This is a genomic window from Enterobacter asburiae, from assembly GCF_007035645.1.
Lineage (GTDB): Bacteria > Pseudomonadota > Gammaproteobacteria > Enterobacterales > Enterobacteriaceae > Enterobacter > Enterobacter asburiae_B.
In genome coordinates, this window is record NZ_AP019632.1 from 573745 (window position 1) to 599821 (window position 26077).

The window sequence follows — 26077 nt, forward strand, 5'->3', positions numbered from 1 at the left end:
CATGCTGGCGCTGGCCGGGCTGCTGGCCATCGCGCTGTGGCTTCGTCATGACAACCTGAACCTGTCCCGTTCCTTAGCCGCGGCCAACCGGGTCGCCAGCGAGCAAAAAACCGCCCTCGCCACGCTTAATCAGCAGCTGTCCCTGTCGCAGCGGATGGCCAGAGCAAATGAAAATGCCCAGGTCAGGCTCCGTGAGGAGCTTGTCACCGCGGGCGAGGAGAGGGCAAGACGGGAAGCGACTATCGGGAGATTACTCAATGAAAATGAAGCGTTACGCCGCTGGTATACCGCTCAGCTGCCTGATGCTGTCCGCAGGCTGCACACCCGCACCGCCTGCGCCTCTGCAGCCCATTGTTTACAACGCCTGCCCGAAGGTGAGCCGCTGCCCGATGCCGGGGAGCGAACCCGCCACTAACGGCGATCTCAGCGCGGATATTCGCAGGCTGGAATACGCCCTTATCGCCTGCGCGCTGCAGGTTGAAACCATTAAAGACTGTCAGGATAAACTCGATGCACAAACTCAAGAGCCTGCGTCAGGCATTAATTGACGCGATCCCCCAACTCAATGCCAACCCGGAGCGCCTGCAGATGTCGGTCGGAGGCGGCAATATTGACGCCCGCCAGGCCTCCTCGCTCTCCTTTGAAAAGCGGTATGCGCTGAACGTGAAGGTTAGCGGCTTCACCGGCGACAGCGAGGGATTTTTCGTCCAAGTGCTGGCCTGGCTTCGGGAAAACCAGCCGGATATTTTTACCCTCGATGAAGGCCGTAAAAACGGTTACACCTTCGCGATCGTCTTAAACGATGACGATACGATGAATATCACCATCAGCGTGCAATTAACCGAGCGTATTCTTGTTTCCCAGGAGCAGGGCGCTCTGCACGCGACGTATTCCCCCGAGCCGCCGCTGCCGGAGCCCGTCACGCGTCCGAAGGCGCTGTACGTTAACGGCGAGCTGGTCAGCCAGTGGGAGGACTAATTTCCCCGCGCTGAAGGCCGCCATCCGCCTGCCGTCTGGACCGCTTGTTGTATCATCCCGCAGAAAACCCCGTCTCGTTGCTGCCGTTCCTCCTGAACGGCATTCTCTTCTCATGAATACATTAACTTCCATGAACGGCATCGCTCGCGCGATCCGCAATCTTATTCGTATCGGTGTTGTGACCGATGTTGACCTCAGCAGAGGACTTTGTCGTGTCCAGACCGGCGGGATGAAAACCACCTGGCTGAACTGGCTCACCTGTCGTGCGGGACGTTCGCGCGTCTGGTGGGCCCCTTCTGAGGGGGAACAGGTGCTGCTGCTGGCCATCGGCGGCGAGCTTGATACCGCCTTTGTGCTGCCCGGCATTTTCTCTGACGACCATCCGGCGCCGTCCGGGTCGCCTGATGCGTTCCACGTCTCGTTTCCTGACGGGGCGGTCATCGAGTACGAACCCGGTCACGGGGCGCTGACGGTTACAGGCATTAAAACGGCCGTCATTACCGCCTCAGAATCGCTGACCGCCACCGTGCCGGAGGTGAGGGTGACGTCAACGTCCCGCATCACGCTGGATACGCCTGAAGTGGTGTGCACTAACAAGTTAATTACCGCCTCTCTTGAAGTGCAGAAGGGTGGCGTGATGGCCGGAAATATTGAGCATTCCGGCGGTAAATTCACCTCCAACGGGGTGCAGGTGGATAACCACGCGCACGGCAGTGTGCAAAGCGGTGGAAGCTGGACTAAGGGGACACAATGACGGTGCGTTACAGGGGGATGAACAGGCAGACCGGGCTTAGCCTTTCAGAGGCGGAACACATCCGGCAAAGCGTGCGCGACATTCTGGTTACGCCGATTGGCTCGCGGGTCATGCGGCGGGATTACGGCTCGCTGCTGGCGGCGATGATCGACAGGCCGCAGAGCCCGGCGCTGCGACTGCAAATCATGGCCGCCTGTTATTCCGCCATCCAGAAATGGGAGCCGCGAATAAGCCTGACGGCCATCACATTCGAGCGTTCGGAGAACGACGGGACGTTGTATGTCGATATCACCGGCACGCGCCCGACCTCCGGACAATCCTTTTCTATCACCATTTCACTGAGTTAAACGCTATGGCTATTGTTGATCTGAGCCAGCTCGCCGCGCCTGATGTCGTGGAGGAGGTGGATTATGAAACGCTGTTGGCAGAACGAAAGGCCACCTTTGTCTCCCTCTATCCGGAAGAGGAGCGAGAGGCGATTGCACGGACGCTGACGCTGGAGTCCGAGCCGATTGTGAAGCTCCTGCAGGAGAACGCCTACCGGGAAGTTATCTGGCGCCAGCGGGTTAATGAGGCTGCGCTGGCCGTGACGCTGGCTTATTCTTCCGGTCACGATCTGGACGTTATTGCGGGAAACAATAATACCGAACGCCTGACCATCACCCCGGGCGATGACACTACCATTCCGCCAACGGCTGCCGTCATGGAGTCTGATGCTGACCTGCGACTGCGTGCGCAGCAGGCATTTGAAGGATTGAGCGTCGCGGGGCCGGTTGGAGCCTATGAATATCATGGTCGAAGCGCCGACGGACGGGTCGCTGACGTTTCGGTTGAAAGCCCTCAGCCCGCATACGTGACGATTTCGGTGTTATCCCGTGAGGGTGATGGTACCGCTCGTCCTGAACTACTGGCGGTTGTTGAAAAAGCGCTTAACGCTGAAACCGTCCGCCCGGTCGGCGATCGTGTAACTGTCCAGTCAGCAGAAATTGTGCCTTACAAGATAAACGCAACGCTCTACGTTTATCCCGGACCAGAAGCTGAACCCATCAGGCAAGCTGCAGAGCAGAAGCTGCAGAATTATATCAGCGCACAGCATCGCCTTGGACGCGATATTCGTCTGTCGGCCATCTATGCAGCACTTCACGTTGAAGGCGTGCAGCGCGTGGAACTGGAATCTCCCCACTCTGACATTGTACTGAGTAAGTCGCAGGCCTCGAACTGTACCTCGTATCAGATAGCGATCGGGGGTTCGGATGAGTGAAAGGCTATTACCCGTTGGGTCCTCACCGCTGGAAGTCGCCGCTGCCGCTGCGCTCTCGAAAATTGAGCGTGTACCGGTACCGCTACGCACCTTATGGAACCCCAGCGCGTGCCCGGTGAATTTACTTCCCTACCTGGCATGGGCGCTGTCGGTAGACCGTTGGGATGAGGCGTGGCCGGAGAGCACGAAGCGCAGCGTCATTATGTCCTCGTTTTTCGTCCATCAGCACAAAGGAACCATCAGCGCATTGCGTCGTGTGGTGGAACCGCTTGGCTTTTTGATTGAGGTGCGCGAGTGGTGGCAGCTCGGTGAGGAGCCTGGCACATTCCGTCTGGTTGTCGGTGTGCTTGATAACGGCATCACGGACGAAATGTATCAGGAGCTTGAACGGCTCATTGAGGATGCCAAACCGGCAAGTAGACACATGACCGGGCTGGCTATCAGCCTGAGCTCAACGGGAGAGTTTTATGTTGGCGCAGGATGCTATCACGGCGATGCGCTGGCTGTTTACCCCTATACCACTGAGGAACTTATTGTCGGTGGTGATTATTACCCGGCCTCGGCCATCCATTTGATTGATAACCTGAGAGTGAACGCATGACCGCAAAATATTTTGCCATACTGACGAATCAGGGCGCGGCGCGGCTAGCTAACGCGACGGCACTTGGTACGCAACTCAACCTGACGCAGATGGCGGTAGGCGACGCCAACGGAACGTTGCCAACCCCCGATCCGGCGCAGACGAAGCTCGTCAACCAAAAACGCATAGCGCCGCTGAACCTGCTCGCTGTTGACCCAAATAATACCAGCCAGATCATCGCTGAACAGATTATTCCCGAGAATGAGGGCGGTTTCTGGATCCGAGAGATCGGTCTCTATGACGACGACGGCATTCTGATCGCCGTGGCAAACTGCCCGGAGACATATAAGCCTCAGCTGCAGGAAGGCAGTGGCCGCACGCAGACCATCCGCATGATTCTTATTGTGTCGAGCACATCGTCAATTTCCCTGAAAATTGATCCGTCAGTTGTGCTGGCAACGCGTCAGTACGTTGACGATAAAGTTATTGAGGTAAAGGGCTACGCTGATGATCAGATGAAAAAGCATATTGCTGCTGATAATCCGCATAAACAGTACCCTTTAATCGCCAATGCGTTAAAAGAAATTGCCGATGCGGGGTTAAGCGCTGAGGTTCTCAAAAACCTTGGTTTAGGAGAAGGCTCTGCTTTGCCGGTGGGTGTACCCGTTCCATGGACATCAGCAACTCCACCGACGGGGTGGCTTAAATGCAACGGAGCGGCGTTCGCGGCTTCCCAATATCCGAAATTGGCTCTGGCTTATCCAACCCTGAAACTTCCAGACTTACGTGGGGAGTTTATCCGTGGCTGGGATGATGTACGTGGCATTGATGCTGGTCGAACGCTGCTTTCTCTGCAGCTCGATGCCCTTCAAAAAATGACTGGTTCAGCAAGTAATGGTGCTGCAACTGGCTTCGTGAATAGCAGCACGTCTAATGTTAGCGGGGTTTTTAAACGCGGAAGCTCTATTTACCCAAATACTAACGGACAGAATTCCGATTATCAGGGGGTCGATCTTGTCTTTGATTCATCCCTTGTCGCGCGTTCTGCAGCAGAAACTCGTCCGCGCAACATCGCATTTAACTACATCGTGAGGGCCGCATAATGGCGAAGGCAAAATTAAACAATGAGCTTATTGCTACAGTGACCGGTGATATCACTGTGTTTAACTACGATGGTGAGACGCGCGAATATATTTCCTCCTCGGTTGAGTATTTAGCGGAAGGTGTAGGTATTCCAGCCTTGTCATGCATTGATGCGCCTGGTGAAATTAAAGAAGGTTTTACAATTTGCCGCACCTTTGACTTAAACGGATGGGAGTACATCGCAGATCATCGCGGTAAAACTGTATATAGCACAAAGTCAGGGGAGAAAGTCACGATTTCCCTACCGGGTGATTATCCGAAAGATACGACGACACAAGCCCCTGGAACGCCATATGATAAGTGGAATGGCAGCGAGTGGATAACCGACGCAAAAGCGAAACACTCTGCGGATGTGGCAAAGGCCGAACAGCAGAAAACTGCATTGCTAGCGGAAGCGTCTGCAATTATCGCACCATTGGTAGATGCTCAGGCTGGAGGCTACATTGATGATGCAGATATCCCTCGTCTGACTGAATGGCAGCGGTATCGTTATAAGTTAACTAAGGTTGATACCGATACCGCTCCGAACCTTAACCTTCCACCGAAACCCGAGGTATAGGTCATTCAATATCGGGTGCTTTTGATGGATCAATAATCATCAGTAGCACCTGATATTTTCTGCATTTAGCCAGACAGCGTATTCATTTATTCGTTGCCAGAGATATCAGATTTAATTTCCATAAGAGATGGCTCACCTTTTTCATTGACGTCAAGTCGCATTCCCTCTGGTATTTCCCGCATCGTGAAAAACCAGTTATCCTCAGGAAGTTGAATAGCACCTCCAGTATCGTGGAAACCATGAATGACCTCTGTCATCGTGATCGGATTAAATAGGCGCATAGTAAACTCTCCACGAAAAACCATTATTTGATGGGGCACCCGTTGCGGCCATTGTGCAACGAGCTTTGAAACCGACATTTGTTGTTAAAGCATCAATGATCATTGATGAATGAGCATAGTTGGGCGTAGTACCGGGATCAGCAGAAAGACGTTCGGCAATGCTGATATAGCGGCTTATACCTGGCAGCGCAATTGGGTAATTAACCGTTGCCAGGCCGTTATCAAGGATTACACCATACCCCATAACCTCAATGGCTCCATCCGACCATATTACCCAAGCTCCATTTGCGTTACTTCCTCGACTGGTTACGTATTTAGCTCCTCCTAAACCAAGGTTTTCGAAAATGCGTGTTTATCCATTAAATGGCATGATTTCCGGTTTTGACGGAGAGAAATACCATGCTTATTGGCTACGTACGCGTGTCAACAAATGAACAAAACACCGCCTTACAGCGTGACGCGCTGCAGCGTTCAGGATGTGAGCTCATTTTTGAAGATAAAATCAGCGGTAAATCGACAAATAGACCGGGACTCAATCGAGCTCTCAGACAACTTAATGCGGGCGATACTCTCGTTGTATGGAAACTTGATCGGCTCGGGCGCAGTATGCGCCACCTCGTTTCAATGACCGAGGAACTACGCCAGCGAAGCATTAACTTCCGCAGTTTGACTGATAGCATTGATACCTCAACGCCAATGGGTCGTTTCTTCTTCCATATCATGGGGGCGCTTGCTGAAATGGAGCGTGAACTCATTGTCGAGAGGACGTGCGCCGGGCTGGCCGCAGCGCGAGAACAGGGACGAATTGGTGGCAGACGCCCTAAATTGACGCAGGAGGAATGGGCTCAGGCTGGCAGGCTGATTGCTTCCGGGGAATCCCGACAGCGCGTTGCGTTAATTTTTGATGTAGGTATTTCCACGCTTTATAAAAAATTCCCCGCCACGATAGTCGGACAATCGTTGTGCCAGCGGCCGCTGGACAGGGATGGTTAGCTCATAGCAAGCCCAGCCGCGACAATATCACTCACCAACTAACCAAGGAGTTAAACGGATGAGTGATTTTCACCACGGCGTGGAAGTTATCGAAATCAACGATGGCACCCGCACCATTTCCACCGTCTCGACGGCAATCATCGGCATGGTCTGTACGGCCAGCGATGCTGACGACAAGACATTTCCTTTAAACGAGCCCGTGCTCATTACCAACGTGCAAAACGCGATTGCGAAAGCCGGCAAGGCGGGGACGCTGTCCGCTTCTCTGCAGGCGATCGCCGACCAGTGCAAACCGGTTGTCGTGGTTGTTCGCGTGGCCGAAGGCACCGCTGAAACCCCGGAAGAGGCGCGCAAGCAGACCGTTTCCAATATCATCGGTACTACCGATGAAAACGGTAAATATACCGGTCTGAAGGCGCTTCTCACGGCGAAAACGGTAACCGGCGTCAAGCCGCGTATTCTCGGCGTGCCGGGGCTGGATTCTCAGGAAGTGGCGACCGCACTGGCCGCTATGTGCCAGAGCCTGCGCGCGTTCGGCTATGTCAGCGCATGGGGATGTAAAACCATTTCTGAAGCGATTAATTATCGCAAAAACTTCAGCCAGCGCGAGCTGATGGTTATCCATCCTGATTTTCTGGCATGGGATACCACCACGAACGCAACGACGACGGCCTGGGCGACCGCCCGCGCGCTTGGCCTGCGCGCCAAAATCGACCAGACCATGGGCTGGCATAAAACCCTGTCAAACGTTGGCGTCAACGGCGTTACTGGCGTAAGCGCCTCTGTCTCCTGGGATCTGCAGGAACAGGCTACCGACGCGAACCTGCTTAACCAGGCTGGCGTCACCACGCTGATTCGCAACGACGGCTTTAAATTCTGGGGTAACCGTACCTGCTCAGACGACCCGTTATTCGTCTTTGAAAACTACACCCGTACCGCGCAGGTGCTGGCCGATACCATGGCGGAAGCGCACGCGTGGGCGATGGATAAACCCATCACGCCAACGCTTATTCGCGACATCGTTTCCGGTATTAACGCCAAGTTCCGCGAGCTGAAAACCAACGGCTATATCGTCGACGGCTCCTGCTGGTATGACCCTGAGTCGAACGATGCAACCACCCTGAAAGCGGGGAAACTGTATATCGATTACGACTACACCCCCGTCCCGCCGCTGGAAAATCTGACTCTGCGCCAGCGCATCACCGATACCTATCTGGCAGACCTGTCAGATTCGGTTAACAGCTAAGGAGCTGAAGCATGGCGTTACCACGCAAACTTAAGTACCTGAATATGTTCAATGATGGCCTGAGCTATATGGGCGTTGTTGAGTCTGTCACCTTACCGAAGCTGACCCGCAAGCTGGAGAAGTATCGCGGCGGCGGTATGCCGGGCTCGGTTTCTGTCGACCTCGGCCTGGACGATGATGCCCTGGCGCTGGAGTGGACCGTTGGCGGCCTGCCGGACGCCGCGCTGTGGGCGCAGTATGCCTCTCCGGGCGCGGACAGCGTGCCGCTGCGCTTTACCGGCTCTTATCAGCGCGATGATACCGGCGAAATCTCCGCCGTCGAAATCGTCATGCGCGGCCGTCATAAAGAGTTTGATGGCGGTGAAAACAAGCAGGGCGAGAGCGGCACCACCAAGATGTCCACCGAGTGCGCTTACTACCAGCTGACGATTGATGGCAAAGAGATCATCGAAATCGACATCATCAACATGGTGCTCAAAGTTGATGGCGTCGATCGCCTGGCAGAACACCGTAAGGCCATCGGCCTGTAACCCTTTAACCGGCCGGGATTACCGGCCGGTGAGTTAACTTTCAGAAGAGTAACGAAATGGAAAATATCAACGAGACCGCCATGAACGAAAGTGAAAACCCACATATCGTCACGCTTGATAGCCCCGTTCAGCGCGGCGAGCAAAAAATCGAAAAGGTGACCGTCGTAAAACCCAATGCGGGGACCCTGCGCGGCGTATCGCTGGCGTCGCTGGCGCAATCTGACGTGGATGCGCTGATTAAGGTGCTGCCGCGAATGACCTCGCCGGCGCTGACCGAGCATGAGGTTGCGCGCCTGGATGCCTGCGATCTGCTCTCTTTTGCAGGTAAGGTGATCGGTTTTTTGTCACCGGCTTCGGCTCGCTGAAATTTCCCGAAAATGTGTCGGTCGACGATCTGATGGCGGATATCGCGGTGATCTTTCACTGGCCGCCGTCAGAACTGTACTCCCTTAGCGTGACCGAACTCCTCTTATGGCGCGAAAAAGCGCTACAGCGAAGCGGAAACCACCATGAGTAATAATGTCAGTCTTCAGGAGCTGCTTAAGGCAGTCGACCGGGCAACCCGACCGCTTAACGCTCTCCAGAACGCCAGCCTCACTCTCGCGAGCGATATCCGCGATGCGCAGACGGCGCTGGGGGCGCTCGATGAGCAGGCGGGGCGCATTAACGGCTTCAGAAAAGCAAATGCCCGGCTCGCCACGACGGAGCAGTCGCTTGCTCAGGCGAAACAGCAGGCAGCGGCGCTGGCGGTACAGTTTAAAAACACGCAAAACCCCACCCAGGCGCAGGCTGATGCGCTGACTGCAGCCCGAAAATCGGCAGTCGACCTTAAGCATGAGTACAACAGCTTACGCTACTCGGTACAGCGTCAGCGCGCTGAACTCGCTCAGGCGGGAGTGAACACGCGCACGCTCTCGTCGGATGAACGTCGTTTAAAAAGTCACATCAGCGAAAAAACGCAGCAGCTTAACCGACAGCGGGAGGCGCTGGCCCGCGTCAATCAGCAGCAGGAGCGGCTGAGTGTCGTTCAGAATCGCTACGAGTCAGGCAAACGCGTTACCGCGCGGGTGCGTCAGCTTGCGAATACGGGCGTGGGCATCGCAAAAGCGGGCTTTGACCAGACGTCCCGGTTTATGGCGCCTGGCATCAGCTTTGAAAAGCAGATGTCGGCCATTCAGGCAAACCTTGGTCTGGCGAAGGGGGATTCCCGGCTTGAGGCGATTCGCCAGCAGGCGCGGGAGGTCAGTGCCGGGACTGGAGTACCTGCAGATACGGTCCTCCGGGCACAAACCGAACTGGCTCGTTCAGGCTATGACGCCGATGGGCTGCTTGCGGCCACCGCGCCAACGGTCAACCTCAGCCTCGCGGGGAGTGTCGACGCGGCTAAAGCGGCCGATATGATCGCCAGCACGCAGGCCGCGTATAGCCTGGCCGATACGGATGCGGGACGCATTGCAGATGTGCTTACGCGCGGTTCTACCTCTTCGAATACCAGCCTCGCTGAGATGGCGGCGGCCGTCACCTCCGCTGCGCCCGCTGCGGGTGCATTCGGTATGGGGCTTGAAGAGACCACCGCGCTGCTTGGCGTTCTGGCGGAAAAAGGAATGAAAGGTGCCGCCGCCGGGGATGCGCTCAGCGCGATGTTGCGCCACGTTCAGACTCCGGATGCCATAAAAGCTGCGGGGGCGGTGGCTTCCGCTGCGGGTGATGGATCGCTTGATGAAAAACGCCAGCAGTTGCAGGGGGCAAAGGGCAGTACCGCGCTCGCGGCTTCCGTGCAGACCGATAATCTTGACGGCGATATCAACCGATTCCAGGCCGCGTGGAACGGGTTGAAGATTGATGTATTTGATCAAGCGGATGGCGCTCTGCGCAACCTGATAACAACCGCAACCGGCTGGCTTGGCACGGCCTCCCTTTGGGTGAATGCCAACCCTGAGCTGACGCAGACCCTCGCCAGCATTGTTGTCGGCGCGCAGGCGTTTGCTGGCGTACTGGGTGGCGTAGGCACGGTTATCGGCCCGGTTCTGACGGGCGTCAATATGGTTATTACCGCGGCCGGGATGTTGGGAACGGTATTCAGCGTGGTGGGAGGCGCCATCATGACGGTGCTGGGCGCGCTTAGCTGGCCGGTGATTGCCCTTGGCGCGGCGATTGCTGCCGGTGCTTTACTGATTTTTAAATACTGGGAGCCCATCAGCGCCTTCTTTGGCGGGGTGATGGAAGGGCTTTCGACGGCTTTCGCACCGCTGGGGGCGCTGTTCTCACCGGTGATGGCAGTATTTGACGCTATCTCGGAGAAGCTGGGTGGTATCTGGCAATGGTTCACCGACTTGATTACGCCGATCAAGGCAACGCAGGAAACGCTGGATGGCTGTAAAAACGCTGGCGTGATTTTTGGTCAGGCGCTGGGCGATGCGTTAATGGCACCGCTTGATCTCTTTAATAGCCTGAGCGGCAAGGCCAGCTGGCTGCTGGAGAAGCTCGGTCTTATCAAAAACGAGTCGGGCGATCTCGACGCCGCTGCGGCAAAAGCAGAAGCGGCATCCTCACCGGCGGGCAGCGCTTATATTCCGGGCGCGGGGATTTCTGGCGGCAGCCTGGGGTATCAGCCGACCATCGCTACTGGAGGACGCTCTTACGTCGATCAGAGTAAAAGCGAATATAACATCACGCTGCAGGGGAGCACGGCCTCCGGAACGGATCTGACGCGTCAAATCCGGGAGACGATAGATAGCATTGAACAGGATAAAGCGAGACGGCAGCAATCCAGCTTTATGTATGGTTGAGGAGAGAAAAAATGTTAATGGTGCTGGGTCTGTTTGTCTTTGAACGACGAACCTTACCGTATCAGTCAATGATATTCACAAAAGACTACCGCTGGGCATCCAGCGCTCGCATCGGGAAACCCAAAGCCTGGCAGTACCTTGGCGAAGGTGAGACATCCTTTAGCCTCTCCGGCTTACTTTACCCGGAACTCACGGGAGGGCGGCTTTCCCTCAAGGCGGTTGAGCTGATGGCAAATGAGGGGCGGGCATGGCCGTTGATAGACGGTACCGGCATCATTCACGGCATGTTTATCATTGATAAAGTCACGCATACGCATTCGGATTTTTACAGTGACGGTACCGCCCGAAAAATTGAGTTTACCCTGTCGCTAAAACGCGTGGACGAATCGCTGATGACGACGTTTGGCGACCTGCGAACGCAGGCCTCAGAGCTGGTGGAAAGCGCACGGAATAGCATTGGAGGGCTGGTGGGATGATCACCGAAATGAATATCCGGGCGGGTGGAAAAATCGCCCCTGATTTTATGCTTAAGCTTGACGATCGTGATATCACGCAAAATTTCAGCCATCGTCTTATCAGCCTGACCATGACCGACAAACGGGGGCTGGAAGCCGATCAGCTGGATATTCTGCTGGATGATTCCGACGGGCTGCTGGACTTGCCTGCCCGGGGGGCAAGGCTGTCCTTATGGCTGGGATGGGAGGGAACCCCGCTCGAGGAGAAAGGGGACTTTACGATTGATGCGATTCATTTCCGGGGCGCGCCGGACACGCTGACCATCCAGGGATTCAGCGCAGATTTTCGTGGAAAGCTAAACGTGCGGCGCGAACAGTCGTGGCATGACACGACGATTGGCGCGATAGTCGATACCATCGCTCAGCGTAACCAGTTGACCGCCAGCGTCGCGTCGGGGCTTGCATCCATCGCCATCTCTCATATTGACCAGTCTCAGGAGACAGACGCGGCCTTCCTCTCCCGCCTTGCTGAACGTAATGGTGCATTTGTTTCAATCAAAGCCGGGAAGATTATCTTTATGAAAGCGGGCCAGGCCGTGACGGCCAGCGGCACTCCGCTTTCCTTAATGATGATTGAACGTGGGGATGGCGATAAGCACCTTTTTTCCATAACTGACCGTGAAAATTATTCCGGCGTAACGGCCAAATGGCTGCAAACGCGTGACCCCAAACAACAAAATACTCAATTGAGTATTAATCGTCAGTCCGGAGGGCAGCAGACAGAAGCACTGCAGCACCCGGATGCCGCCGCACCGGTAGCGGGAGCAGCAGGCAAGGAGCAGAAACCGCAAGAGAGGCTGGTGGGATCGGCGGAGAACGTATTTGAGCTCACCACGGTTTATGCCTCTGAAGAGCAGGCGCTCAGGGCCGCAGAGGCTAAGTGGCGCGCGCTTCAGCGGGGAACCGTAGAGTTTTCCATCCAGCTTGCCCTGGGACGCGCCGATCTGTTCCCCGAAACGCCGGTGCTGGTAAACGGTTTTAAACGCGTCATTGACGAGCAGGCGTGGATCATCAGCGAGGTGGTGCATACCCTCAACGATAGCGGATTTACCACGCAGCTTAAGCTTGAGCTGAACGTCAGCGACGAAAAATTTACTGTTGATAGTGAGTAATGTAGTTGCTATTGGTTTTATTTTGGGTATTATTGATTCACAAAATGTGAATCAAGTGGAGGGGTACATGTTTCATTGTCCTAAGTGCAAGCACTCTGCGCATGCGCGTACCAGTCGCTATCTAAGTGAAAATACCAAAGAGCGCTATCACCAGTGCACCAATGTGGACTGCAGCTGTACGTTCGTGACGATGGAGTCCGTGGAGCGCCTGATCGCGACCCCGGGCGACGCTGGCAAAGCCCGAACAGCTTCGCTCCCAGCTATTTAAAAATCAATAAAAAAGCCACTCAGTTGAGTGGCTTAATTATATGATTCTAAATCTAAAATTTGGTGACCCCTGCTGGACTTGAACCAGCGACCAAGCGATTATGAGAACCATGTGACAACATGTAAAATCAATTGTTTGATTAGAAATCAATGATATAAAAAATCAATATCCACCAAAGTTGGCCAATAATCTTAAGTTCGTGCGACACTTTTGCGACACTAGAAAGACTTTAACGCAGGGTGTAGTACAAGCCTTTCGATTCTGTATTGATCTAATCCTCTATGTAATCCCGCTTTAATTAGGAGATTATCACAGACCGTTTGCACCCATTGCTTTTCATTAGCAAGATTGTTATGTGCAGCCCCTCTGTAACGAACATTTAAGATCGAACCAACCTTACTCCATAGTTCAACAGGAAGTTTAAGCCAGTGATCAATGAAATTGTCGGGGTCAATATAATTCATAATATCTATATTAGAATATAATCCAGCTTCATTGGGAGTACCAATCAGTAACTTCTTAAAATATTCTATATTAGTATCTAATGCTTCAAGGATTTCATTAACATAAATTGGATACCTTTTGATTTGAGCTATTTTTCTGCATTTTCTTATATGTTCAACGATTCTGTTAATGTAATCTCTGTATGAGTCGCTTATCCAATACGTATGTGTATATGAACGCTCGTATATATCATCAATGAATGGCCCGGGATTTAATGGTTCAGGAAGTAGTAAATCTTTTTCTAAAAGAGTGTTAATGTAATTTTCTTGAGAATTAAATAAATCTTCAAAACTATATTCGATTTCTTTTTTTTCAGAGAGCATATAAGATAAGCAGAAGCTATGCATTATTTCCCCTATGTCAGTCATTGTGTTTTCTTCAAATTTATCAAACATTTCAACAATGGCTGTCCTTACATTTGTGCTCTCTTGATTATCAAAGTTAATTATTGTTAGCCACGGTGGGTTGTCAAATTTACGAATAAAAAATTTTGATACACCTAGAGACTTTATTATTTCTTCTTTTGGGTAGTCACCAGTTTTAATTATTTTGGCCGTTAACTCGTGGTCTAAAATATCGCTTCTTAAATCCATGTCATTATACTTGCGATAAAATGCTATTCTTTTTTTTGTTGGTTCATCTAATTCAGGTTGGTGGGCATCTTGTTGTTGTAAGATAATCGCGTATTGAATATAGTCCTGTGGGATTTCTTCTATATCAACAGTGCTTATATTCCCCATTTTATGTTCAATATTAACTATGCAAAAGAAATTGAAGAGCGCTTTCATTGCTATAGTATTTTTTAAATGAATAGGCTCAAGACACTCAAGAAGTCTATGACAATCATTGATTAAATATTTTAATATCCTCAGTGACTTGCAATTGGTTTTTAAAAATGCACCAATTATTACTGGCTTTATGGCGTTGAAATTATTCAGTTTGAATTTTTCACTAAAGAAAACACCAGCTGCATCATCAATTTGAGGTTCGATTTGTATTGTGTGACCTATTATTTTTTCTTTGGTTTTGATGAAATCATCATGAGTTTCTTTGTCATGAGCTAGTATGATTACCTTGCATTGATGATGTTCAATATACTGATTTATAACGCCAAATATTTCTTTGTTCGACATTGGGCAACGCTCAAGGTCATCAAAGATTATTACTTTATTCCGATCGACAGTTAGTTTGATTAGTGGACTAAGTATATTTCCGGCTAAGGAACCTGCGCCGAAGGTAACTCCATTCAGTTCGGCAGATAGATCCTTTGTTATGTCTATTAACTTCTTGGCAAGGTTTTTGCCGGGAAACATTTTAGCAAATACTGTGTTATAAACTTCTTGGGAGTCGCTGATTCCGAATAAACTTACATGACATTGTAATTCATGAGGTATTGCTTTCATTACTTGGAACGTCTTTCCTGAACCCCATTCACCAGTAACTAGAACAGCAAAACCCGGCGCGTCCAGTCCTAGATAATAATCTAAATAGAGTTCTAGGTTGTTTTTGTTCATTGGATTTCTCTTTTGTGAATGTTATTTAAAGGATTTAATCTCAATGCTTCTTCTAAGTGGTTTGGCGCGAAACGAGCGTAACGCATTGTCATTTTGATATCGGTGTGTCCGAGGGTTTTTTGAAGGACTAATATGTTGCCGCCGTTCATCATAAAATGGGATGCAAATGTATGTCTGAGAATGTGCGTCAACTGCCCGGCCGGTAATGCAATTCCAGCTCTTTCCAGAGCAGATCTAAAAGCGTAATAACACGGACTAAAAAGCGCTCCATTCTTTTTTGGCAGTTCAGCTATGATTGCTGGGTCTAATGGTATTGTGCGGTTGCGCTTACCTTTCGTTTTTATAAATGTGACCTTCCCAGCACCGATTTGGCTGCGCTTTAGTTTCTCAGCCTCTCCCCAGCGAGCGCCAGTAGACAGGCAAATTCTGACAATCATCTCCAAATCTTTAGCAGAGCTGTGGCGGCTTTCTTCTAAGAGCCTGTCAATCTGCTCTCCAGTAAGAAAGGCCATCTCACTTTCTTCGGTTCTGAACTGTCGAATGTTTTCTAACGGGTTTGGCGCTTCCCATTCACCAAGCCGTTTCAATTCATTGAATACAGAGAGGAAATACGCGTGCTCTAAGTTCATGGTGCGAGGCGAAACCTGAGTAACACGCTTAGTACGGGCAAAATGGCCATCGAGCCTTTTTGCCCGGTACGCGGTGAAAAGCTGGGCTGAGAATTCCGTAGCCAGGGGCGACCCCATGCACTGATCTGCCCAGAGCATGGTGCTTTTACGTTTCTCGCCGTCACGCAAAGTTATTCCGTGGCGCTCAAAACAGAGATGGACTAGATCCGAAAGACGGCGTTTGTCTTTGCCCTGGCCTAACCAGGGCGTGTCCTCAAATTTTTGCAGTGTGTAATTTTCAAACGCCAGCGCTTCGCCTTTAGTTGCAAACTTCCTACGAACCCGCTTGCCGTCTTTACCATCAGTTCTGTCTACAGTGTAAAAATCAGCAACCCATTGGCCGTTAGCTAACTTTCTTACAGACATAAATTAACCATTCAAAATGAGTTTTTTCTGCTGCTGGAATTCTTCTTCTGTAAGAGTCCCTTCTTCTTTCATTTTTGCAAGACGTTCAATTTTCGCCATTTGATCATCGAATGATTCAGTGTCTTTGGTCGGTTCTTGTTGTTGCGAAGCAGGGGAGTTCAGAGAGTTTTTTGTTTCGTTCACTAAATTTGTGAAGGGTATAACTGAGCCTTTCATGACATTTTTGATTGTGTAGTTTTGGCCGCTAGTAGAAATCATAATTTCACCAAACATAAGCCCCGTCTTGCCGCCTACGCTCACAATGTTGTTGAGGTTGATGTCAACCTGCTTAACACCAAAAATCATGCCTTTATCAAGGAAAATTACGCGTTTATTTGTCAGTGTGATGAGCCAGGTGTTGCCGTCCATCATGCCACTGGCAATGGCCACCGGACGTTCGCCCGAGTTCAAAATTTCAGGGAGGTGAAAGAATTCTTTTTTTGTACCAAAGGGCGTGTCAGATACAACGCCAGCTAAGCGTTTCATCTCCGCTTTGAGTTGGTCTTTTGATGCTTTTTTGTAGTCAATCATCTTCAAATCCTTATGCTTATCTTATTGTTAATACAACCCTACCAAGAATTTTTATATCTTCTATTGCACAATCAAAGGCCATGCCGACGCCACTTACTCTGACTTTCTTAATTGGAATGCGGGTAAGTGTGCGAATGCTTATTTTATCTTCAATTTCAACCAACCACTGATCGTCATAAACCTCAGTAAATAAGGTATCCACGATAAATTGGCTATTACCTTCTAGGACGCAGTTTGGGGACTTAGGTAAAGGGACTCCCGGGAGGAATGAGACCTTATCCAACATGTACATGCCAGCATCGTAAAGAAGGCCATCAACGATTTTTCGACGAGGCATTTTTATAATGTCGAGTTCTTCGTCGTCAAATTTCCTGCCTTGACCTGTAGCAAGCCATTCTAACGATGCGCCAGTTTCAGCTACACACCTAACTACCATGTCAGCGGGAAAGCCGCCTCGTTTGTAGCGTCCAGCCAGGCTACTCGATGCCATTCCAAAGTGATCGGCAAGCATCAGCTTAGACGTAAAGCCATAAGCATTAATCACTCTGTCGAGTACTTCACTGCTGTGGCTGATTTGTCCGTAAGAGAATTTGCCCATAATTTAGTCAGTTTTTCGTAAAATGCGATGAATCGATTTATTTGTCGCTTAATACGATCTGGATTCTCCTTGTTGTAGCTTTTTTCGAATGCAGGTTAATAACAGTGGATATTGACGTATCCACAACAAGAGGAGTTTGCATTATGCGTCCCAACATTACAATCGTGATCCCCGCTCCATACTTTCCACTTGATGAATATTGCCGCTGTATTGGCATGTCGCGAAGTACTGCTGAGAATTTGATTTCCTACGGAAAACTCCCTATCAAGCCTAAAGATGCACAGAAAAAAGGGCTGGTTGAATTGAACATGGCCGCCTTAACCGTAATGGCGTTAAGCGAATGTGATGTTTCGCTTAACGCGTAATTCATCGTACGGATTAGGGAGGAGCTAACAATGTTTGATTATCAGACTTCTAAACATGCTCACTTTGATGCAGCTTGCCGAGCGTTTGCGCTGTCGCACAATCTGGAAGATGTAGCCGCTGCCGTTGGGATGCGTCCGCAGATCCTCCGCAATAAGTTGAATCCGGTTCAACCGCACCGCCTGACCTGCGATGAGCTTTTGGCTATCACCGATTACACCGAAGATGCGCGTTTATTGGACGGAATGCTGGGGCAGATTAACTACCTTCCGTCCGTTCCTGTCAATAATGCCACTGAAGCCAATATGCAGTTTTGCGCTTTGAGTGCCACCGCCAATTTGGGGGCAATCGCTGGGGAAGCTGTATCGACTGAGCGTATGACAGCAGCACGCCGCACACAAATTCTCGATCGTGCCCGTGATGCTATCCGTTCCCTTTCCGTCCTGGCTTACACCGTTGAAAGCCATCTCCACTCTGCGCCGGTTCTCGCTGCTGCCGTCGATATCGTTACTACCAGCGCCAGCGGCATGATGTGAGGGATATCCATGAAAGTTTTTGTTATCAGCGTGCAGGAAAAACGTGAGGCCAGGGCAAGCGGCAAAAACAAAGCCGTGAAACAAACGCCAGGAAGTGGCAGCGGCAAGAACGGAGGCCAGGTAGCTGGTGAGGATGAAGAAAAACTGACGTGGTTTGAGCGCAGGGTGCTCAAACCCGTAAATGATGCACTGGGATAAAAATGAAGCCGATTAAACGCCTGTACCTTTCAACGGATGAAATTCACCTGGCTGATGCCAGCCTGGTGCTGGAGCTGAACAGCTGCGGCCGGGGGGTTATTACTGCCGGGACAACGCAGGACTATACGGGCAAACTGGTGCGTCTCGATGTGGGTTATACCGATCTGGTTTTGCGCTGGTTTACCGGGTATGTGGAGCGATCGCAACCTGCTGAAAATGGTTTCCAGCGGTTGTTTGTTCGTGAGCTGGTCGGCGTGTTTGAACGTCTGTGGCCATGCTCATTCCAGCATCCTACGCTGCGCGATGTAGCCAGCTGGTTGACGGAGCATAGCGGGCTGACATTCAGTGTCCCGGATGCAGAGTATTCAGACCGTCCGATCCCACATTTCACCCATAGCGGTACGGGTTATCAGTTGCTGGATAATCTGGGTAAAGCTTTTGGCGTTACGGATTACGTCTGGTACCAACTGCCGGACGGCGGGGTATATGTAGGCGGCGCGGGAAAAGCCCTCTTTGCTGATCGCCTGGTTGAGATCCCCCATGAATTTAACCAAGGGGCTGCCGGGGGGAACTCCATGACGCCTCCCCTGGTGCAAAGTCTGCGCCCCTGCGTGGATCTGAACGGGGAGAGGGTGACAAAAGTCCACCTGCAAAATGACACGATGGCTGTGACATGGACGCCCCGCAACCGTGCTACGGTCAGGCTCTTCAGAAAACGCCCGTGCAGCGCCAGATTGAAAGCCATTATCCGGAGCTGGCTTCCGGGATGCACTTACCAAAATTCGCCCGCGTCATGAATCCCGTTGAAGCGGTGAAAAGCGGCAATTTCTCCGATCCGTTCCGTCCTCGTTATGCGGTTGATGTGCAGCTGTTAGACGCGGACGGCAATCCGGATAAAGACACGCCTGTTTACTCAGCTGTGCCTCTGCCGGTTCCTATGGCGGGTAACGTTTCCGGGATGTTCCAGTTTCCCCCTGAAGGGACGCTGATTGAAATTGCTTTTACTGGCGGAAGGCCGGATAAGCCCTTTGTGCGGCAGACCGTGCCGGAGGGAACCAGCTTACCGGATATCCAGCCTGGCGAGCAGCTGCAACAGCAGCGTGCGGAAGTGTCGCAGCGCGTTACCCAGGCGGGAGACTGGGTGAGGCAGACAGACCAGACGATCAGTGAAACATCTATGGCGCGGATGGTTAAGGCCGATACGGAGCAGCGGGAGCTGGTCAGCCGGGAAACTACCATTAAGGCCACGGACAAAGTCACGGTGCTGGGCACGTCCACGCTGATGGCCGGAGCCATTCAGCAGGTATGTACAGGCGATTACAGCCAGGCAGTCAATAACCGCGTTGCGAGTATCGGCGGCAATGATGAAACGGACATAGCCGGGAGCCAGTCAGTCACAACGGGAAAAGACCTGATCGAGAAAATTGGGCAGATACGTAAAAGCGTTGCGGCTGTTCAACAGCAGATTATCGCCCCGGTGGTGTGGATTGGCTCTGGCACCATCAACGTGGCACGGCTGATGCTGGACACGCTGGATGTGTTAAAGAGCTGGCAGAGCAAACGGCAAGCCACACTCACAGCAATACGGGAGCACCAACCAACGCGGGAGCCATCCGGAACACCGGAACAAAAGCGGACGCGCTGAACGGCAAATACTCCCCGGTGATTGGCAAGTAAACCTGTCCGGAACATAACCCGCGAAAGCGGGTTTTTTTATGCCCCTCATCCCCTGGCGGGGTGTCTCTTCTTTATCCTCACAAACAGACTTTACCACGCGCAACCAGTAGCGCTCTGGCGTGCTCCAGCCTTTCAGTCAGTCAGCGCCACCCTTAAAGTAGATCGTATCCTCATCAGGGCGCTGGGTCGTCACAGCATGGCAAAAAAATCTTTCGCAGACAAAAATCGCACTACACCGCACCCGCCTGCGGTTTTTGGATCATAAAATTTTTTCAGTTTTATTTTTCTTCAAATTAGACCGCCAGACCGCGCCAGTGTTGGCGGCTTTGCGGAAAACCAGAACTGAAAAGATTGAAAAGAATTTTAGTTTTTTTCAGTTACAAGGATCATGAAAGGATCTGATTAAAAATCTAACTATTAGATAAAAAAGAAAATTTTTGATTTTTCGTAACTGTCATACGCTCAGACTTGACCATGTCTCGCAGCCTGATTCATTTAGCAAAACCAGCACTGGTGCGGTATGGGGAGGCTTTTTTGATGTAGTAGGTAACTGAAAAATTATTCACCGTTTTGTTTCTTGTGAGCTTCGAATGACCTGATAAGAGCTTCTAATAAGATATAAGCAATCCAGTAAAACGTTAGTGCTAAACCTATGTATAACACCACCGTGAAAAACGATTGCCACTGCTCGATAACCATCACTTTTGCGGCGGGGTAATCATTCAGTTTCTCGCTCAACTTGTCGCTATAAATATTTATGAACAATTGGATGAAATACACGAGTAATGAAGCGTTCAGCAGCACTTTAAACGCTTTGCCTGAAATAATATCTAAATAATAACGAGTGTTTTTCAATGCAAAAGTGTAGATAACCCCTACAGAGGCGAAGAAGCCAGTTACGACCTCCCAGGTAAGGGAAAAATCTGCCATGAGTCTCTTCCTTTCAAGCGCTGTAGTTATCAGAAATAAGGTTAAGCAAAAATCATTGCGATATTTTTGCGACACTGTGATCAAGATAGTAAAAAACCACCTTAGGGTTGGTGGTTTAACTATATGAGTTTTAAGGGAAAATTTGGTGGCCCCTGCTGGACTTGAACCAGCGACCAAGCGATTATGAGTCGCCTGCTCTAACCACTGAGCTAAGGGGCCGTGGCGGTGAATTATAAAGTAACTCCCCGCAGCAATCCAGCCATTCACACCTGCCTGCTGTTTTTATAAACAACGCATAATCAATCCTTTATACTTCCCTGACGATGTATCGATCGGGAGTAAAGATGATCAACGATATTCTGGCCCCTGGCCTGCGGGTGGTGTTCTGCGGAATCAACCCGGGTAAGTCCTCGGCGCACACCGGTTTTCACTTTGCCCATCCGGGTAATCGCTTCTGGAAGGTGATCTACCAGGCCGGGTTTACCGACAGGCTACTCAAGCCCGAAGAGGAGCAGCATCTGCTGGATACGCGCTGCGGGATCACCATGCTGGTCGAGCGGCCTACGGTGCAGGCAAGCGAGGTCAACCTGCATGAGCTGCGCAGCGGCGGGCGGGAGCTGATCAAGAAGATAGAGGATTATCAGCCGGCCGCGCTGGCGATCCTCGGCAAGCAGGCCTACGAGCAAGCGTTTAGCCAGCGTGGAACGCAGTGGGGCAAGCAGAGCATCACGATTGGCGTTACGCAGGTGTGGGTGCTGCCGAACCCGAGCGGGCTCAACAGGGCGACGCTGGATAAGCTGGTGGAGGCGTACCGCGAGCTGGATGAGGCGCTGATGGTGCGGGGGCTGTAATCCTCTGAGGCCTGATGCCCTCACCCTAGCCCTCTCCCACAGGGAGAGGAATGAACAAAAAAAAGCTCCCGATTGGGAGCTTTTTCACTGTCAGGACCGATTAGTCGTCCAGGAAGCTACGCAGTACTTCAGAGCGGCTTGGATGACGCAGCTTACGCAGCGCCTTCGCTTCGATCTGACGGATACGTTCGCGGGTAACGTCGAACTGTTTACCCACTTCTTCCAGCGTGTGGTCGGTGTTCATATCAATACCGAAACGCATACGCAGGACTTTTGCTTCACGGGCGGTCAGGCCAGCCAGAACGTCGTGCGTCGCAGCGCGCAGGCTCTCGGTGGTCGCAGAGTCCAGCGGCAGCTCGAGGGTGGTATCCTCAATGAAATCACCCAGATGCGAATCTTCATCATCACCGATTGGTGTTTCCATGGAGATTGGCTCTTTGGCGATCTTCAGCACTTTACGGATCTTGTCTTCCGGCATCAGCATGCGCTCGGCCAGCTCTTCCGGCGTCGGTTCGCGGCCCATCTCCTGCAGCATCTGGCGGGAGATACGGTTGAGCTTGTTGATGGTCTCAATCATATGCACCGGGATACGGATGGTGCGCGCCTGATCCGCGATAGAGCGGGTGATAGCCTGACGGATCCACCAGGTTGCGTAGGTGGAGAACTTGTAACCACGACGGTATTCAAACTTATCTACCGCTTTCATCAGACCGATGTTGCCTTCCTGAATCAGATCCAGGAACTGCAGACCACGGTTGGTGTATTTCTTGGCGATAGAGATAACCAGACGCAAGTTCGCTTCAACCATCTCTTTCTTCGCACGGCGGGCTTTCGCTTCACCGATGGACATACGACGGTTGATGTCTTTAACCTGCTCGATGGTCAGGCCGGTCTCTTCTTCAATCTGATGCAGTTTCTGCAGGCCGCGATGTACGTCGTCCTTCACGTCGTGCAGTTTTTCGGACCACGGCTTGTTCATCGCGATAGCCGCGTTGAACCAGGTTTCGCTGGTTTCGTTGCCGGTGAAGAGGGTAATGAAGTTCTTCTTCGGCATTTTGCACTGCTCAACGCACAGCTTCATGATGATGCGTTCCTGGGTACGTACGCGATCCATCATCACGCGCATGCTGTTCACCAGGTAGTCGAACTGTTTTGGCACCAGGCGGAACTGTTTGAAGACTTCAGACAGCTTCAGGATCTCTTCCTGAGCGGCGGCATGGCTGCGGCCTTTCGCTTTGATGGTGTCACGCGTCACTTCGTACTGGGTACGCAGCTCGGCAAACTTCTCACGCGCCAGCTCCGGGTCGATGCTGTTGTCATCGTCCGCGGTGTCGTCGTCGCTCTCTTCCTCATCTTCGTCTTCGTCATCATCCATCTCTTCCTGAGACAGTTCAGAACCGACGTGAGTGGCGGTAGGCGCCATATCTTCTTCAGCGTTCGGGTCGACAAAACCGGTGATCAGGTCAGACAGGCGCGCTTCTTCCGCTTCAACGCGATCGTACTGCTCCAGCAGATAGGTGATCGCTTCCGGGTACTCGGCAACAGAGCACTGAACCTGGTTGATCCCGTCTTCGATGCGTTTTGCGATGTCAATTTCGCCTTCGCGGGTCAACAGTTCAACGGTACCCATTTCGCGCATGTACATGCGGACCGGGTCAGTGGTACGCCCGATTTCAGATTCCACGCTGGACAGTACCTGTGCAGCAGCTTCTTCCGCATCTTCGTCAGTGTTGTTGGAGGTTTCAGCCAGCAACAGATCATCGGCATCCGGTGCTTCTTCCATCACCTGAATGCCCATGTCATTGATCATTTGGATGATATCTTCGATTTGATCTGAATCGACGATATCTTCCGGCAGATGGTCATTGACCTCGGCATAGGTCAGATAGCCTTGCTCCTTACCACGTTGGACAAGAAGTTTCAGCTGTGACTGCGGGTTTTGCTCCATAAGACGGTATCCACACTTAATTCGTTTGATTGGTGTCGGCGATGGGGCTGCCAACCTTTAAAGCGAGGGCGTACTTATATTTTTGCCGCTGCCTCTCAGTGCGGCTGCCGGGGGCTTCCCGATCGATATTCGGCACTTAAGCCGTTAAATTTTTTATTTCTTCGCCAGTTCCTGGTTAATCATCCAGAGCTCCCGGCGTTCTTCGCTGCTTAAACCGTGTGTGCGCTCGCGAGCAATCAACTCTTCCTGGCGCAGCTCAAGCATCGAATCAAACATATGGTTGAGTGAGTCGGTGAACGTTTTTTCTGCAATGTCCTTATCTGCTATATCGTCCCACATCGACAATTTTTCAAGGGTAGCGGCCTCTTTTGTGCCGCGATAATGCTCTAAAAGTTGTCCGGTGGTCAGACCTGGCTGAGACAAACACGTATTGACCAGTTCTGAAAATAAGCCAAGTCCGGGCAATTTTTCGTGGTTTAAACCCGCCAGCGACGGCACCTGCGGCGCAAGCTCGGGGTTTTGGACCAGCAACCCTATCAGTATACGCATGGTTGTGCGTTTTAGCTGAGGCGCGGGGCGAACCGCACCGTTTTCAGCCTGTTTTGGCATTAAACGTTCAAGCTGGCTGTCATCCAGAATGCCGAGCTTGTTGCCTAACTCCTGACGCAGATAGATGCGAAGCGTTTCGCCGGGCACCTGGCTGATTAACGGCAGCGCCAGCGTACTGAGCTGCGCGCGCCCGTCAGGGGTACTCAAATCGACCTGCGGCATCAGGCTGTTAAACAAAAACGTGGAGAGCGGCTGAGCCTGCTCCATCCGCGCTTCAAACGCCGCTTTGCCCTCTTTACGCACCAGCGTATCCGGGTCTTCACCGTCGGGCAGAAACATAAAGCGTAGCTGACGCCCGTCGGTCATATAGGGTAGCGCGGTTTCCAGCGCGCGCCAGGCGGCGTCGCGTCCTGCGCGGTCACCGTCGTAACAGCAGATGACGTTATTGGTCACCCTGAACAGCAGTTGAATATGATCGGCGGTGGTGGACGTCCCTAACGACGCAACCGCGTAGTTGATGTCGTACTGCGCCAGGGCCACGACGTCCATATAGCCTTCGACGACCAGAAGACGCGGAGGTTCCGCATTATTCTGCTGCGCCTCATAAAGGCCGTACAGCTGGCGGCCCTTATGGAAAATATCGGTTTCCGGGGAGTTGAGGTATTTCGGCAGGGCATCACCCAGCACGCGACCACCAAAACCAATTACCCGGCCACGCTTGTCGCGGATCGGGAACATCACCCGTTCGCGGAAGCGGTCGTAGCTTCGTCCCTGGTCGTTGGTGACCAGCATGCCTGCATCGATGAGAGACTTACGATCTTCGCTATTGCCGCCAAAACGCTTTAACACGTTGTCCCAGCCGGGCGGGGCGTAACCAATAGCGAAACGCGCAATGACATCGTCGCTCAGTCCGCGCTTGTTCAGATACTGACGCGCAGGCTCAGCCGCAGAGTGCTTAAGAGACTGTTGGTAAAACGAATTCAGGCCATCCATCAGTTGATACAGCGTTTGCCGTTGATGGCGCTCGATCTGACTTGGCCCACTGCCTGCTTCATACGGCACTTCAAGGTTATGCATCGCCGCCAGCTCTTCGACGGTTTCAACGAACTCGAGCTTGTCGTAGTTCATCAAAAAATCGACGGCATTACCGTGTGCGCCACAGCCGAAGCAATGGTAGAACTGCTTTTCACCGTTTACGGTGAAGGAGGGGGTTTTTTCGTTATGGAACGGACAGCACGCATGGTAGTTCTTGCCCTGCTTTTTTAGCTTTACCCGCGCGTCGATGAGATCGACGATGTCGGTTCTGGCAAGCAGGTCATTGATGAAAACGCGTGGGATTCTTCCGGCCATATGCCCCGTTATTTTTAGTGACTCATAAACGAAAACAAGCCGCGCATTCCTTCCGGAAGCACGGCCTTACGACTATTACTCTGTCTGTCAATTGAGGGCTGAGGCCCTCAACCAATTAGTACAGACGAGTACGGCGTGCGTTTTCGCGAGCCAGTTTCTTCGCGTGACGTTTCACAGCGGAAGCTTTAGCGCGCTTACGTTCGGTCGTTGGTTTTTCATAAAACTCACGACGACGAACTTCAGCCAGAACACCTGCTTTCTCGCATGAACGTTTGAAGCGACGCAGTGCTACGTCGAACGGCTCGTTTTCACGTACTTTAATTACCGGCATGTAACTCTCACCTTTAATAAATTCGGTTTGCCGCTGGCATCAACGCCAGCTTATTTCAAAATGGTGCGGAATTTTACTGCAAATGCTGCTGCTTTGTAAAGCACCGATGCGATTT

General features: G+C 51.8%; 31 protein-coding genes, 1 tRNA gene and 2 pseudogenes. 23 read left to right on the plus strand and 11 right to left on the minus strand.

Features of this window, described 5'->3' with window-relative positions; genetic code table 11:
• The first annotated feature begins 1 nt into the window (after position 1).
• From lysB to FOY96_RS02760, 9 genes are all read left to right on the plus strand, one after another.
• Positions 2 to 415 (plus strand): Rz-like lysis system protein LysB, encoded by a 414-nt coding sequence (gene lysB, locus FOY96_RS02720; RefSeq protein WP_071891638.1) that lies wholly within the window; start codon positions 2 to 4, stop codon positions 413 to 415.
• Positions 303 to 548, plus strand: a complete 246-nt coding sequence (gene lysC, locus FOY96_RS23050) for an Rz1-like lysis system protein LysC (RefSeq protein WP_231926973.1) — start codon at positions 303 to 305, stop codon at positions 546 to 548. The genes lysB and lysC overlap by 113 nt, the downstream gene beginning before the upstream one ends.
• Complete coding sequence (locus FOY96_RS02730; RefSeq protein ID WP_143346459.1) at positions 511 to 978, plus strand: phage tail protein; 468 nt, start codon at positions 511 to 513, stop codon at positions 976 to 978. Before lysC ends, FOY96_RS02730 begins: the two co-directional genes overlap by 38 nt.
• 112 nt (positions 979 to 1090) lie before the next feature.
• Positions 1091 to 1732, plus strand: coding sequence for a phage baseplate assembly protein V (locus FOY96_RS02735; RefSeq protein ID WP_094934442.1), 642 nt, complete (start codon positions 1091 to 1093; stop codon positions 1730 to 1732).
• The gene (locus FOY96_RS02740) at positions 1729 to 2079 is read left to right on the plus strand and encodes a GPW/gp25 family protein (protein WP_033146688.1); all 351 of its coding nucleotides are present in this window, start codon (positions 1729 to 1731) and stop codon (positions 2077 to 2079) included. The genes FOY96_RS02735 and FOY96_RS02740 overlap by 4 nt, the downstream gene beginning before the upstream one ends.
• Positions 2080 to 2084: 5 nt before the next feature.
• Complete coding sequence (locus FOY96_RS02745; protein WP_033146687.1) at positions 2085 to 2993, plus strand: baseplate assembly protein; 909 nt, start codon at positions 2085 to 2087, stop codon at positions 2991 to 2993.
• Positions 2986 to 3594 carry a phage tail protein I gene (locus FOY96_RS02750; RefSeq protein ID WP_047060334.1) on the plus strand — a complete coding sequence of 203 codons (609 nt, stop codon included), beginning with the start codon at positions 2986 to 2988 and terminating at the stop codon, positions 3592 to 3594. Before FOY96_RS02745 ends, FOY96_RS02750 begins: the two co-directional genes overlap by 8 nt.
• Positions 3591 to 4676 carry a phage tail protein gene (locus tag FOY96_RS02755; protein WP_143346460.1) on the plus strand — a complete coding sequence of 362 codons (1086 nt, stop codon included), beginning with the start codon at positions 3591 to 3593 and terminating at the stop codon, positions 4674 to 4676. Before FOY96_RS02750 ends, FOY96_RS02755 begins: the two co-directional genes overlap by 4 nt.
• Entirely contained in the window at positions 4676 to 5275 is a 600-nt protein-coding gene (locus FOY96_RS02760; RefSeq protein WP_033146685.1) for a tail fiber assembly protein, read from the plus strand. The genes FOY96_RS02755 and FOY96_RS02760 overlap by 1 nt, the downstream gene beginning before the upstream one ends.
• An 86-nt stretch (positions 5276 to 5361) precedes the next feature.
• Here the strand turns inward: FOY96_RS02760 and FOY96_RS02765 are convergent, their stop codons facing one another.
• Positions 5362 to 5556: a hypothetical protein gene (locus FOY96_RS02765; protein WP_033146686.1), complete on the minus strand. Its 195-nt coding sequence runs from the start codon at positions 5554 to 5556 to the stop codon at positions 5362 to 5364.
• Complete coding sequence (locus tag FOY96_RS02770) at positions 5543 to 5800, minus strand: hypothetical protein (protein ID WP_223998064.1); 258 nt, start codon at positions 5798 to 5800, stop codon at positions 5543 to 5545. Before FOY96_RS02770 ends, FOY96_RS02765 begins: the two co-directional genes overlap by 14 nt.
• 155 nt (positions 5801 to 5955) lie before the next feature.
• Here FOY96_RS02770 and FOY96_RS02775 point away from each other — a divergent pair, with 155 nt between their 5' ends.
• From FOY96_RS02775 to FOY96_RS02815, 9 genes are all read left to right on the plus strand, one after another.
• Entirely contained in the window at positions 5956 to 6549 is a 594-nt protein-coding gene (locus FOY96_RS02775) for a recombinase family protein (RefSeq protein WP_033146684.1), read from the plus strand.
• Between the two features lie 58 nt (positions 6550 to 6607).
• Entirely contained in the window at positions 6608 to 7795 is a 1188-nt protein-coding gene (locus tag FOY96_RS02780) for a phage tail sheath protein (protein ID WP_047060339.1), read from the plus strand.
• 11 nt (positions 7796 to 7806) lie between these two features.
• A complete protein-coding gene (locus FOY96_RS02785) occupies positions 7807 to 8325 on the plus strand; it encodes a phage major tail tube protein (protein WP_023309235.1) in 519 nt (172 codons plus the stop codon).
• Positions 8326 to 8381: 56 nt separating this feature from the next.
• Complete coding sequence (locus tag FOY96_RS02790; RefSeq protein WP_143346461.1) at positions 8382 to 8690, plus strand: phage tail assembly protein; 309 nt, start codon at positions 8382 to 8384, stop codon at positions 8688 to 8690.
• Between the two features lie 32 nt (positions 8691 to 8722).
• A complete protein-coding gene (locus FOY96_RS02795) occupies positions 8723 to 8842 on the plus strand; it encodes a GpE family phage tail protein (RefSeq protein WP_023616176.1) in 120 nt (39 codons plus the stop codon).
• Positions 8835 to 11114, plus strand: coding sequence for a phage tail tape measure protein (locus tag FOY96_RS02800; protein ID WP_143346462.1), 2280 nt, complete (start codon positions 8835 to 8837; stop codon positions 11112 to 11114). The genes FOY96_RS02795 and FOY96_RS02800 overlap by 8 nt, the downstream gene beginning before the upstream one ends.
• A gap of 11 nt (positions 11115 to 11125) precedes the next feature.
• Complete coding sequence (locus FOY96_RS02805; RefSeq protein ID WP_029741758.1) at positions 11126 to 11590, plus strand: phage tail protein; 465 nt, start codon at positions 11126 to 11128, stop codon at positions 11588 to 11590.
• Complete coding sequence (locus FOY96_RS02810) at positions 11587 to 12741, plus strand: phage late control D family protein (RefSeq protein ID WP_047646373.1); 1155 nt, start codon at positions 11587 to 11589, stop codon at positions 12739 to 12741. The genes FOY96_RS02805 and FOY96_RS02810 overlap by 4 nt, the downstream gene beginning before the upstream one ends.
• 67 nt (positions 12742 to 12808) lie before the next feature.
• A complete protein-coding gene (locus FOY96_RS02815; protein ID WP_143346463.1) occupies positions 12809 to 13009 on the plus strand; it encodes an ogr/Delta-like zinc finger family protein in 201 nt (66 codons plus the stop codon).
• A gap of 218 nt (positions 13010 to 13227) precedes the next feature.
• On the opposite strand, the gene FOY96_RS02820 is transcribed toward FOY96_RS02815, so the two are convergent.
• The 4 genes from FOY96_RS02820 to FOY96_RS02835 are packed head-to-tail and all read right to left on the minus strand — an operon-like array spanning position 13228 to position 17229.
• Positions 13228 to 15027 (minus strand): P-loop NTPase family protein, encoded by a 1800-nt coding sequence (locus FOY96_RS02820; RefSeq protein WP_143346464.1) that lies wholly within the window; start codon positions 15025 to 15027, stop codon positions 13228 to 13230.
• On the minus strand, positions 15024 to 16061 hold the full coding sequence (locus FOY96_RS02825) for a phage integrase (RefSeq protein ID WP_143346465.1): 1038 nt from the start codon (positions 16059 to 16061) through the stop codon (positions 15024 to 15026). Before FOY96_RS02825 ends, FOY96_RS02820 begins: the two co-directional genes overlap by 4 nt.
• Before the next feature lie 3 nt (positions 16062 to 16064).
• The gene (locus tag FOY96_RS02830; protein ID WP_143346466.1) at positions 16065 to 16631 is read right to left on the minus strand and encodes a PH domain-containing protein; all 567 of its coding nucleotides are present in this window, start codon (positions 16629 to 16631) and stop codon (positions 16065 to 16067) included.
• 16 nt (positions 16632 to 16647) lie between these two features.
• Positions 16648 to 17229, minus strand: a complete 582-nt coding sequence (locus FOY96_RS02835) for a phage repressor protein CI (RefSeq protein WP_143346467.1) — start codon at positions 17227 to 17229, stop codon at positions 16648 to 16650.
• A 143-nt stretch (positions 17230 to 17372) separates the two neighbouring features.
• Here FOY96_RS02835 and FOY96_RS02840 point away from each other — a divergent pair, with 143 nt between their 5' ends.
• From FOY96_RS02840 to FOY96_RS02855, 4 genes and pseudogenes are all read left to right on the plus strand, one after another.
• Positions 17373 to 17594: a regulator gene (locus FOY96_RS02840; RefSeq protein WP_143346468.1), complete on the plus strand. Its 222-nt coding sequence runs from the start codon at positions 17373 to 17375 to the stop codon at positions 17592 to 17594.
• Positions 17595 to 17624: 30 nt separating this feature from the next.
• Positions 17625 to 18128, plus strand: coding sequence for a phage regulatory CII family protein (locus FOY96_RS02845; RefSeq protein ID WP_143346469.1), 504 nt, complete (start codon positions 17625 to 17627; stop codon positions 18126 to 18128).
• A 24-nt stretch (positions 18129 to 18152) separates the two neighbouring features.
• A pseudogene (locus FOY96_RS02850) lies at positions 18153 to 18326 on the plus strand (baseplate complex protein); the annotation flags it as partial.
• Between the two features lie 2 nt (positions 18327 to 18328).
• Positions 18329 to 20003, plus strand: a pseudogene (locus FOY96_RS02855) (hypothetical protein).
• A 558-nt stretch (positions 20004 to 20561) separates the two neighbouring features.
• Here the strand turns inward: FOY96_RS02855 and FOY96_RS02860 are convergent.
• Positions 20562 to 20933 carry a hypothetical protein gene (locus tag FOY96_RS02860; protein ID WP_143346471.1) on the minus strand — a complete coding sequence of 124 codons (372 nt, stop codon included), beginning with the start codon at positions 20931 to 20933 and terminating at the stop codon, positions 20562 to 20564.
• 143 nt (positions 20934 to 21076) lie between these two features.
• Positions 21077 to 21152 (minus strand) — tRNA-Ile (locus FOY96_RS02865).
• A 125-nt stretch (positions 21153 to 21277) separates the two neighbouring features.
• On the opposite strand from FOY96_RS02865, the gene mug reads away from it, so the two are divergent.
• Complete coding sequence (mug, locus tag FOY96_RS02870; protein ID WP_023309229.1) at positions 21278 to 21784, plus strand: G/U mismatch-specific DNA glycosylase; 507 nt, start codon at positions 21278 to 21280, stop codon at positions 21782 to 21784.
• A gap of 100 nt (positions 21785 to 21884) precedes the next feature.
• On the opposite strand, the gene rpoD is transcribed toward mug, so the two are convergent.
• From rpoD to rpsU, 3 genes are all read right to left on the minus strand, one after another.
• Positions 21885 to 23732 (minus strand): RNA polymerase sigma factor RpoD, encoded by a 1848-nt coding sequence (rpoD, locus tag FOY96_RS02875; protein ID WP_023309228.1) that lies wholly within the window; start codon positions 23730 to 23732, stop codon positions 21885 to 21887.
• Between the two features lie 153 nt (positions 23733 to 23885).
• Positions 23886 to 25631, minus strand: a complete 1746-nt coding sequence (gene dnaG / locus FOY96_RS02880) for a DNA primase (protein WP_023333458.1) — start codon at positions 25629 to 25631, stop codon at positions 23886 to 23888.
• A gap of 115 nt (positions 25632 to 25746) precedes the next feature.
• Positions 25747 to 25962: a 30S ribosomal protein S21 gene (gene rpsU / locus FOY96_RS02885; RefSeq protein ID WP_001144069.1), complete on the minus strand. Its 216-nt coding sequence runs from the start codon at positions 25960 to 25962 to the stop codon at positions 25747 to 25749.
• Positions 25963 to 26077 lie beyond the last annotated feature (115 nt).

What these genes read in the sequence shown, in the direction of transcription:
- rpsU (WP_001144069.1), bottom strand. Translation starts at nt 25,962, where the DNA reads ATGCCGGTAATTAAAGTACGTGAAAACGAGCCGTTCGACGTAGCACTG.
- FOY96_RS02835 (WP_143346467.1), bottom strand. Translation starts at nt 17,229, where the DNA reads ATGGGCAAATTCTCTTACGGACAAATCAGCCACAGCAGTGAAGTACTC.
- FOY96_RS02740 (WP_033146688.1), top strand. Translation starts at nt 1,729, where the DNA reads ATGACGGTGCGTTACAGGGGGATGAACAGGCAGACCGGGCTTAGCCTT.
- FOY96_RS02820 (WP_143346464.1), bottom strand. Translation starts at nt 15,027, where the DNA reads ATGAACAAAAACAACCTAGAACTCTATTTAGATTATTATCTAGGACTG.
- FOY96_RS02730 (WP_143346459.1), top strand. Translation starts at nt 511, where the DNA reads ATGCACAAACTCAAGAGCCTGCGTCAGGCATTAATTGACGCGATCCCC.
- mug (WP_023309229.1), top strand. Translation starts at nt 21,278, where the DNA reads ATGATCAACGATATTCTGGCCCCTGGCCTGCGGGTGGTGTTCTGCGGA.
- FOY96_RS02785 (WP_023309235.1), top strand. Translation starts at nt 7,807, where the DNA reads ATGGCGTTACCACGCAAACTTAAGTACCTGAATATGTTCAATGATGGC.
- FOY96_RS02845 (WP_143346469.1), top strand. Translation starts at nt 17,625, where the DNA reads ATGTTTGATTATCAGACTTCTAAACATGCTCACTTTGATGCAGCTTGC.
- lysB (WP_071891638.1), top strand. Translation starts at nt 2, where the DNA reads ATGCTGGCGCTGGCCGGGCTGCTGGCCATCGCGCTGTGGCTTCGTCAT.
- FOY96_RS02825 (WP_143346465.1), bottom strand. Translation starts at nt 16,061, where the DNA reads ATGTCTGTAAGAAAGTTAGCTAACGGCCAATGGGTTGCTGATTTTTAC.
- FOY96_RS02795 (WP_023616176.1), top strand. Translation starts at nt 8,723, where the DNA reads ATGGCGGATATCGCGGTGATCTTTCACTGGCCGCCGTCAGAACTGTAC.
- FOY96_RS02805 (WP_029741758.1), top strand. Translation starts at nt 11,126, where the DNA reads ATGTTAATGGTGCTGGGTCTGTTTGTCTTTGAACGACGAACCTTACCG.
- FOY96_RS02770 (WP_223998064.1), bottom strand. Translation starts at nt 5,800, where the DNA reads ATGGGGTATGGTGTAATCCTTGATAACGGCCTGGCAACGGTTAATTAC.
- FOY96_RS02750 (WP_047060334.1), top strand. Translation starts at nt 2,986, where the DNA reads ATGAGTGAAAGGCTATTACCCGTTGGGTCCTCACCGCTGGAAGTCGCC.
- FOY96_RS02755 (WP_143346460.1), top strand. Translation starts at nt 3,591, where the DNA reads ATGACCGCAAAATATTTTGCCATACTGACGAATCAGGGCGCGGCGCGG.
- rpoD (WP_023309228.1), bottom strand. Translation starts at nt 23,732, where the DNA reads ATGGAGCAAAACCCGCAGTCACAGCTGAAACTTCTTGTCCAACGTGGT.
- FOY96_RS02790 (WP_143346461.1), top strand. Translation starts at nt 8,382, where the DNA reads ATGGAAAATATCAACGAGACCGCCATGAACGAAAGTGAAAACCCACAT.
- FOY96_RS02815 (WP_143346463.1), top strand. Translation starts at nt 12,809, where the DNA reads ATGTTTCATTGTCCTAAGTGCAAGCACTCTGCGCATGCGCGTACCAGT.
- FOY96_RS02810 (WP_047646373.1), top strand. Translation starts at nt 11,587, where the DNA reads ATGATCACCGAAATGAATATCCGGGCGGGTGGAAAAATCGCCCCTGAT.
- FOY96_RS02760 (WP_033146685.1), top strand. Translation starts at nt 4,676, where the DNA reads ATGGCGAAGGCAAAATTAAACAATGAGCTTATTGCTACAGTGACCGGT.
- FOY96_RS02745 (WP_033146687.1), top strand. Translation starts at nt 2,085, where the DNA reads ATGGCTATTGTTGATCTGAGCCAGCTCGCCGCGCCTGATGTCGTGGAG.
- lysC (WP_231926973.1), top strand. Translation starts at nt 303, where the DNA reads ATGCTGTCCGCAGGCTGCACACCCGCACCGCCTGCGCCTCTGCAGCCC.
- FOY96_RS02735 (WP_094934442.1), top strand. Translation starts at nt 1,091, where the DNA reads ATGAATACATTAACTTCCATGAACGGCATCGCTCGCGCGATCCGCAAT.
- FOY96_RS02840 (WP_143346468.1), top strand. Translation starts at nt 17,373, where the DNA reads ATGCGTCCCAACATTACAATCGTGATCCCCGCTCCATACTTTCCACTT.
- FOY96_RS02780 (WP_047060339.1), top strand. Translation starts at nt 6,608, where the DNA reads ATGAGTGATTTTCACCACGGCGTGGAAGTTATCGAAATCAACGATGGC.
- FOY96_RS02800 (WP_143346462.1), top strand. Translation starts at nt 8,835, where the DNA reads ATGAGTAATAATGTCAGTCTTCAGGAGCTGCTTAAGGCAGTCGACCGG.
- FOY96_RS02765 (WP_033146686.1), bottom strand. Translation starts at nt 5,556, where the DNA reads ATGCGCCTATTTAATCCGATCACGATGACAGAGGTCATTCATGGTTTC.
- FOY96_RS02775 (WP_033146684.1), top strand. Translation starts at nt 5,956, where the DNA reads ATGCTTATTGGCTACGTACGCGTGTCAACAAATGAACAAAACACCGCC.
- dnaG (WP_023333458.1), bottom strand. Translation starts at nt 25,631, where the DNA reads ATGGCCGGAAGAATCCCACGCGTTTTCATCAATGACCTGCTTGCCAGA.
- FOY96_RS02830 (WP_143346466.1), bottom strand. Translation starts at nt 16,631, where the DNA reads ATGATTGACTACAAAAAAGCATCAAAAGACCAACTCAAAGCGGAGATG.
- FOY96_RS02860 (WP_143346471.1), bottom strand. Translation starts at nt 20,933, where the DNA reads ATGGCAGATTTTTCCCTTACCTGGGAGGTCGTAACTGGCTTCTTCGCC.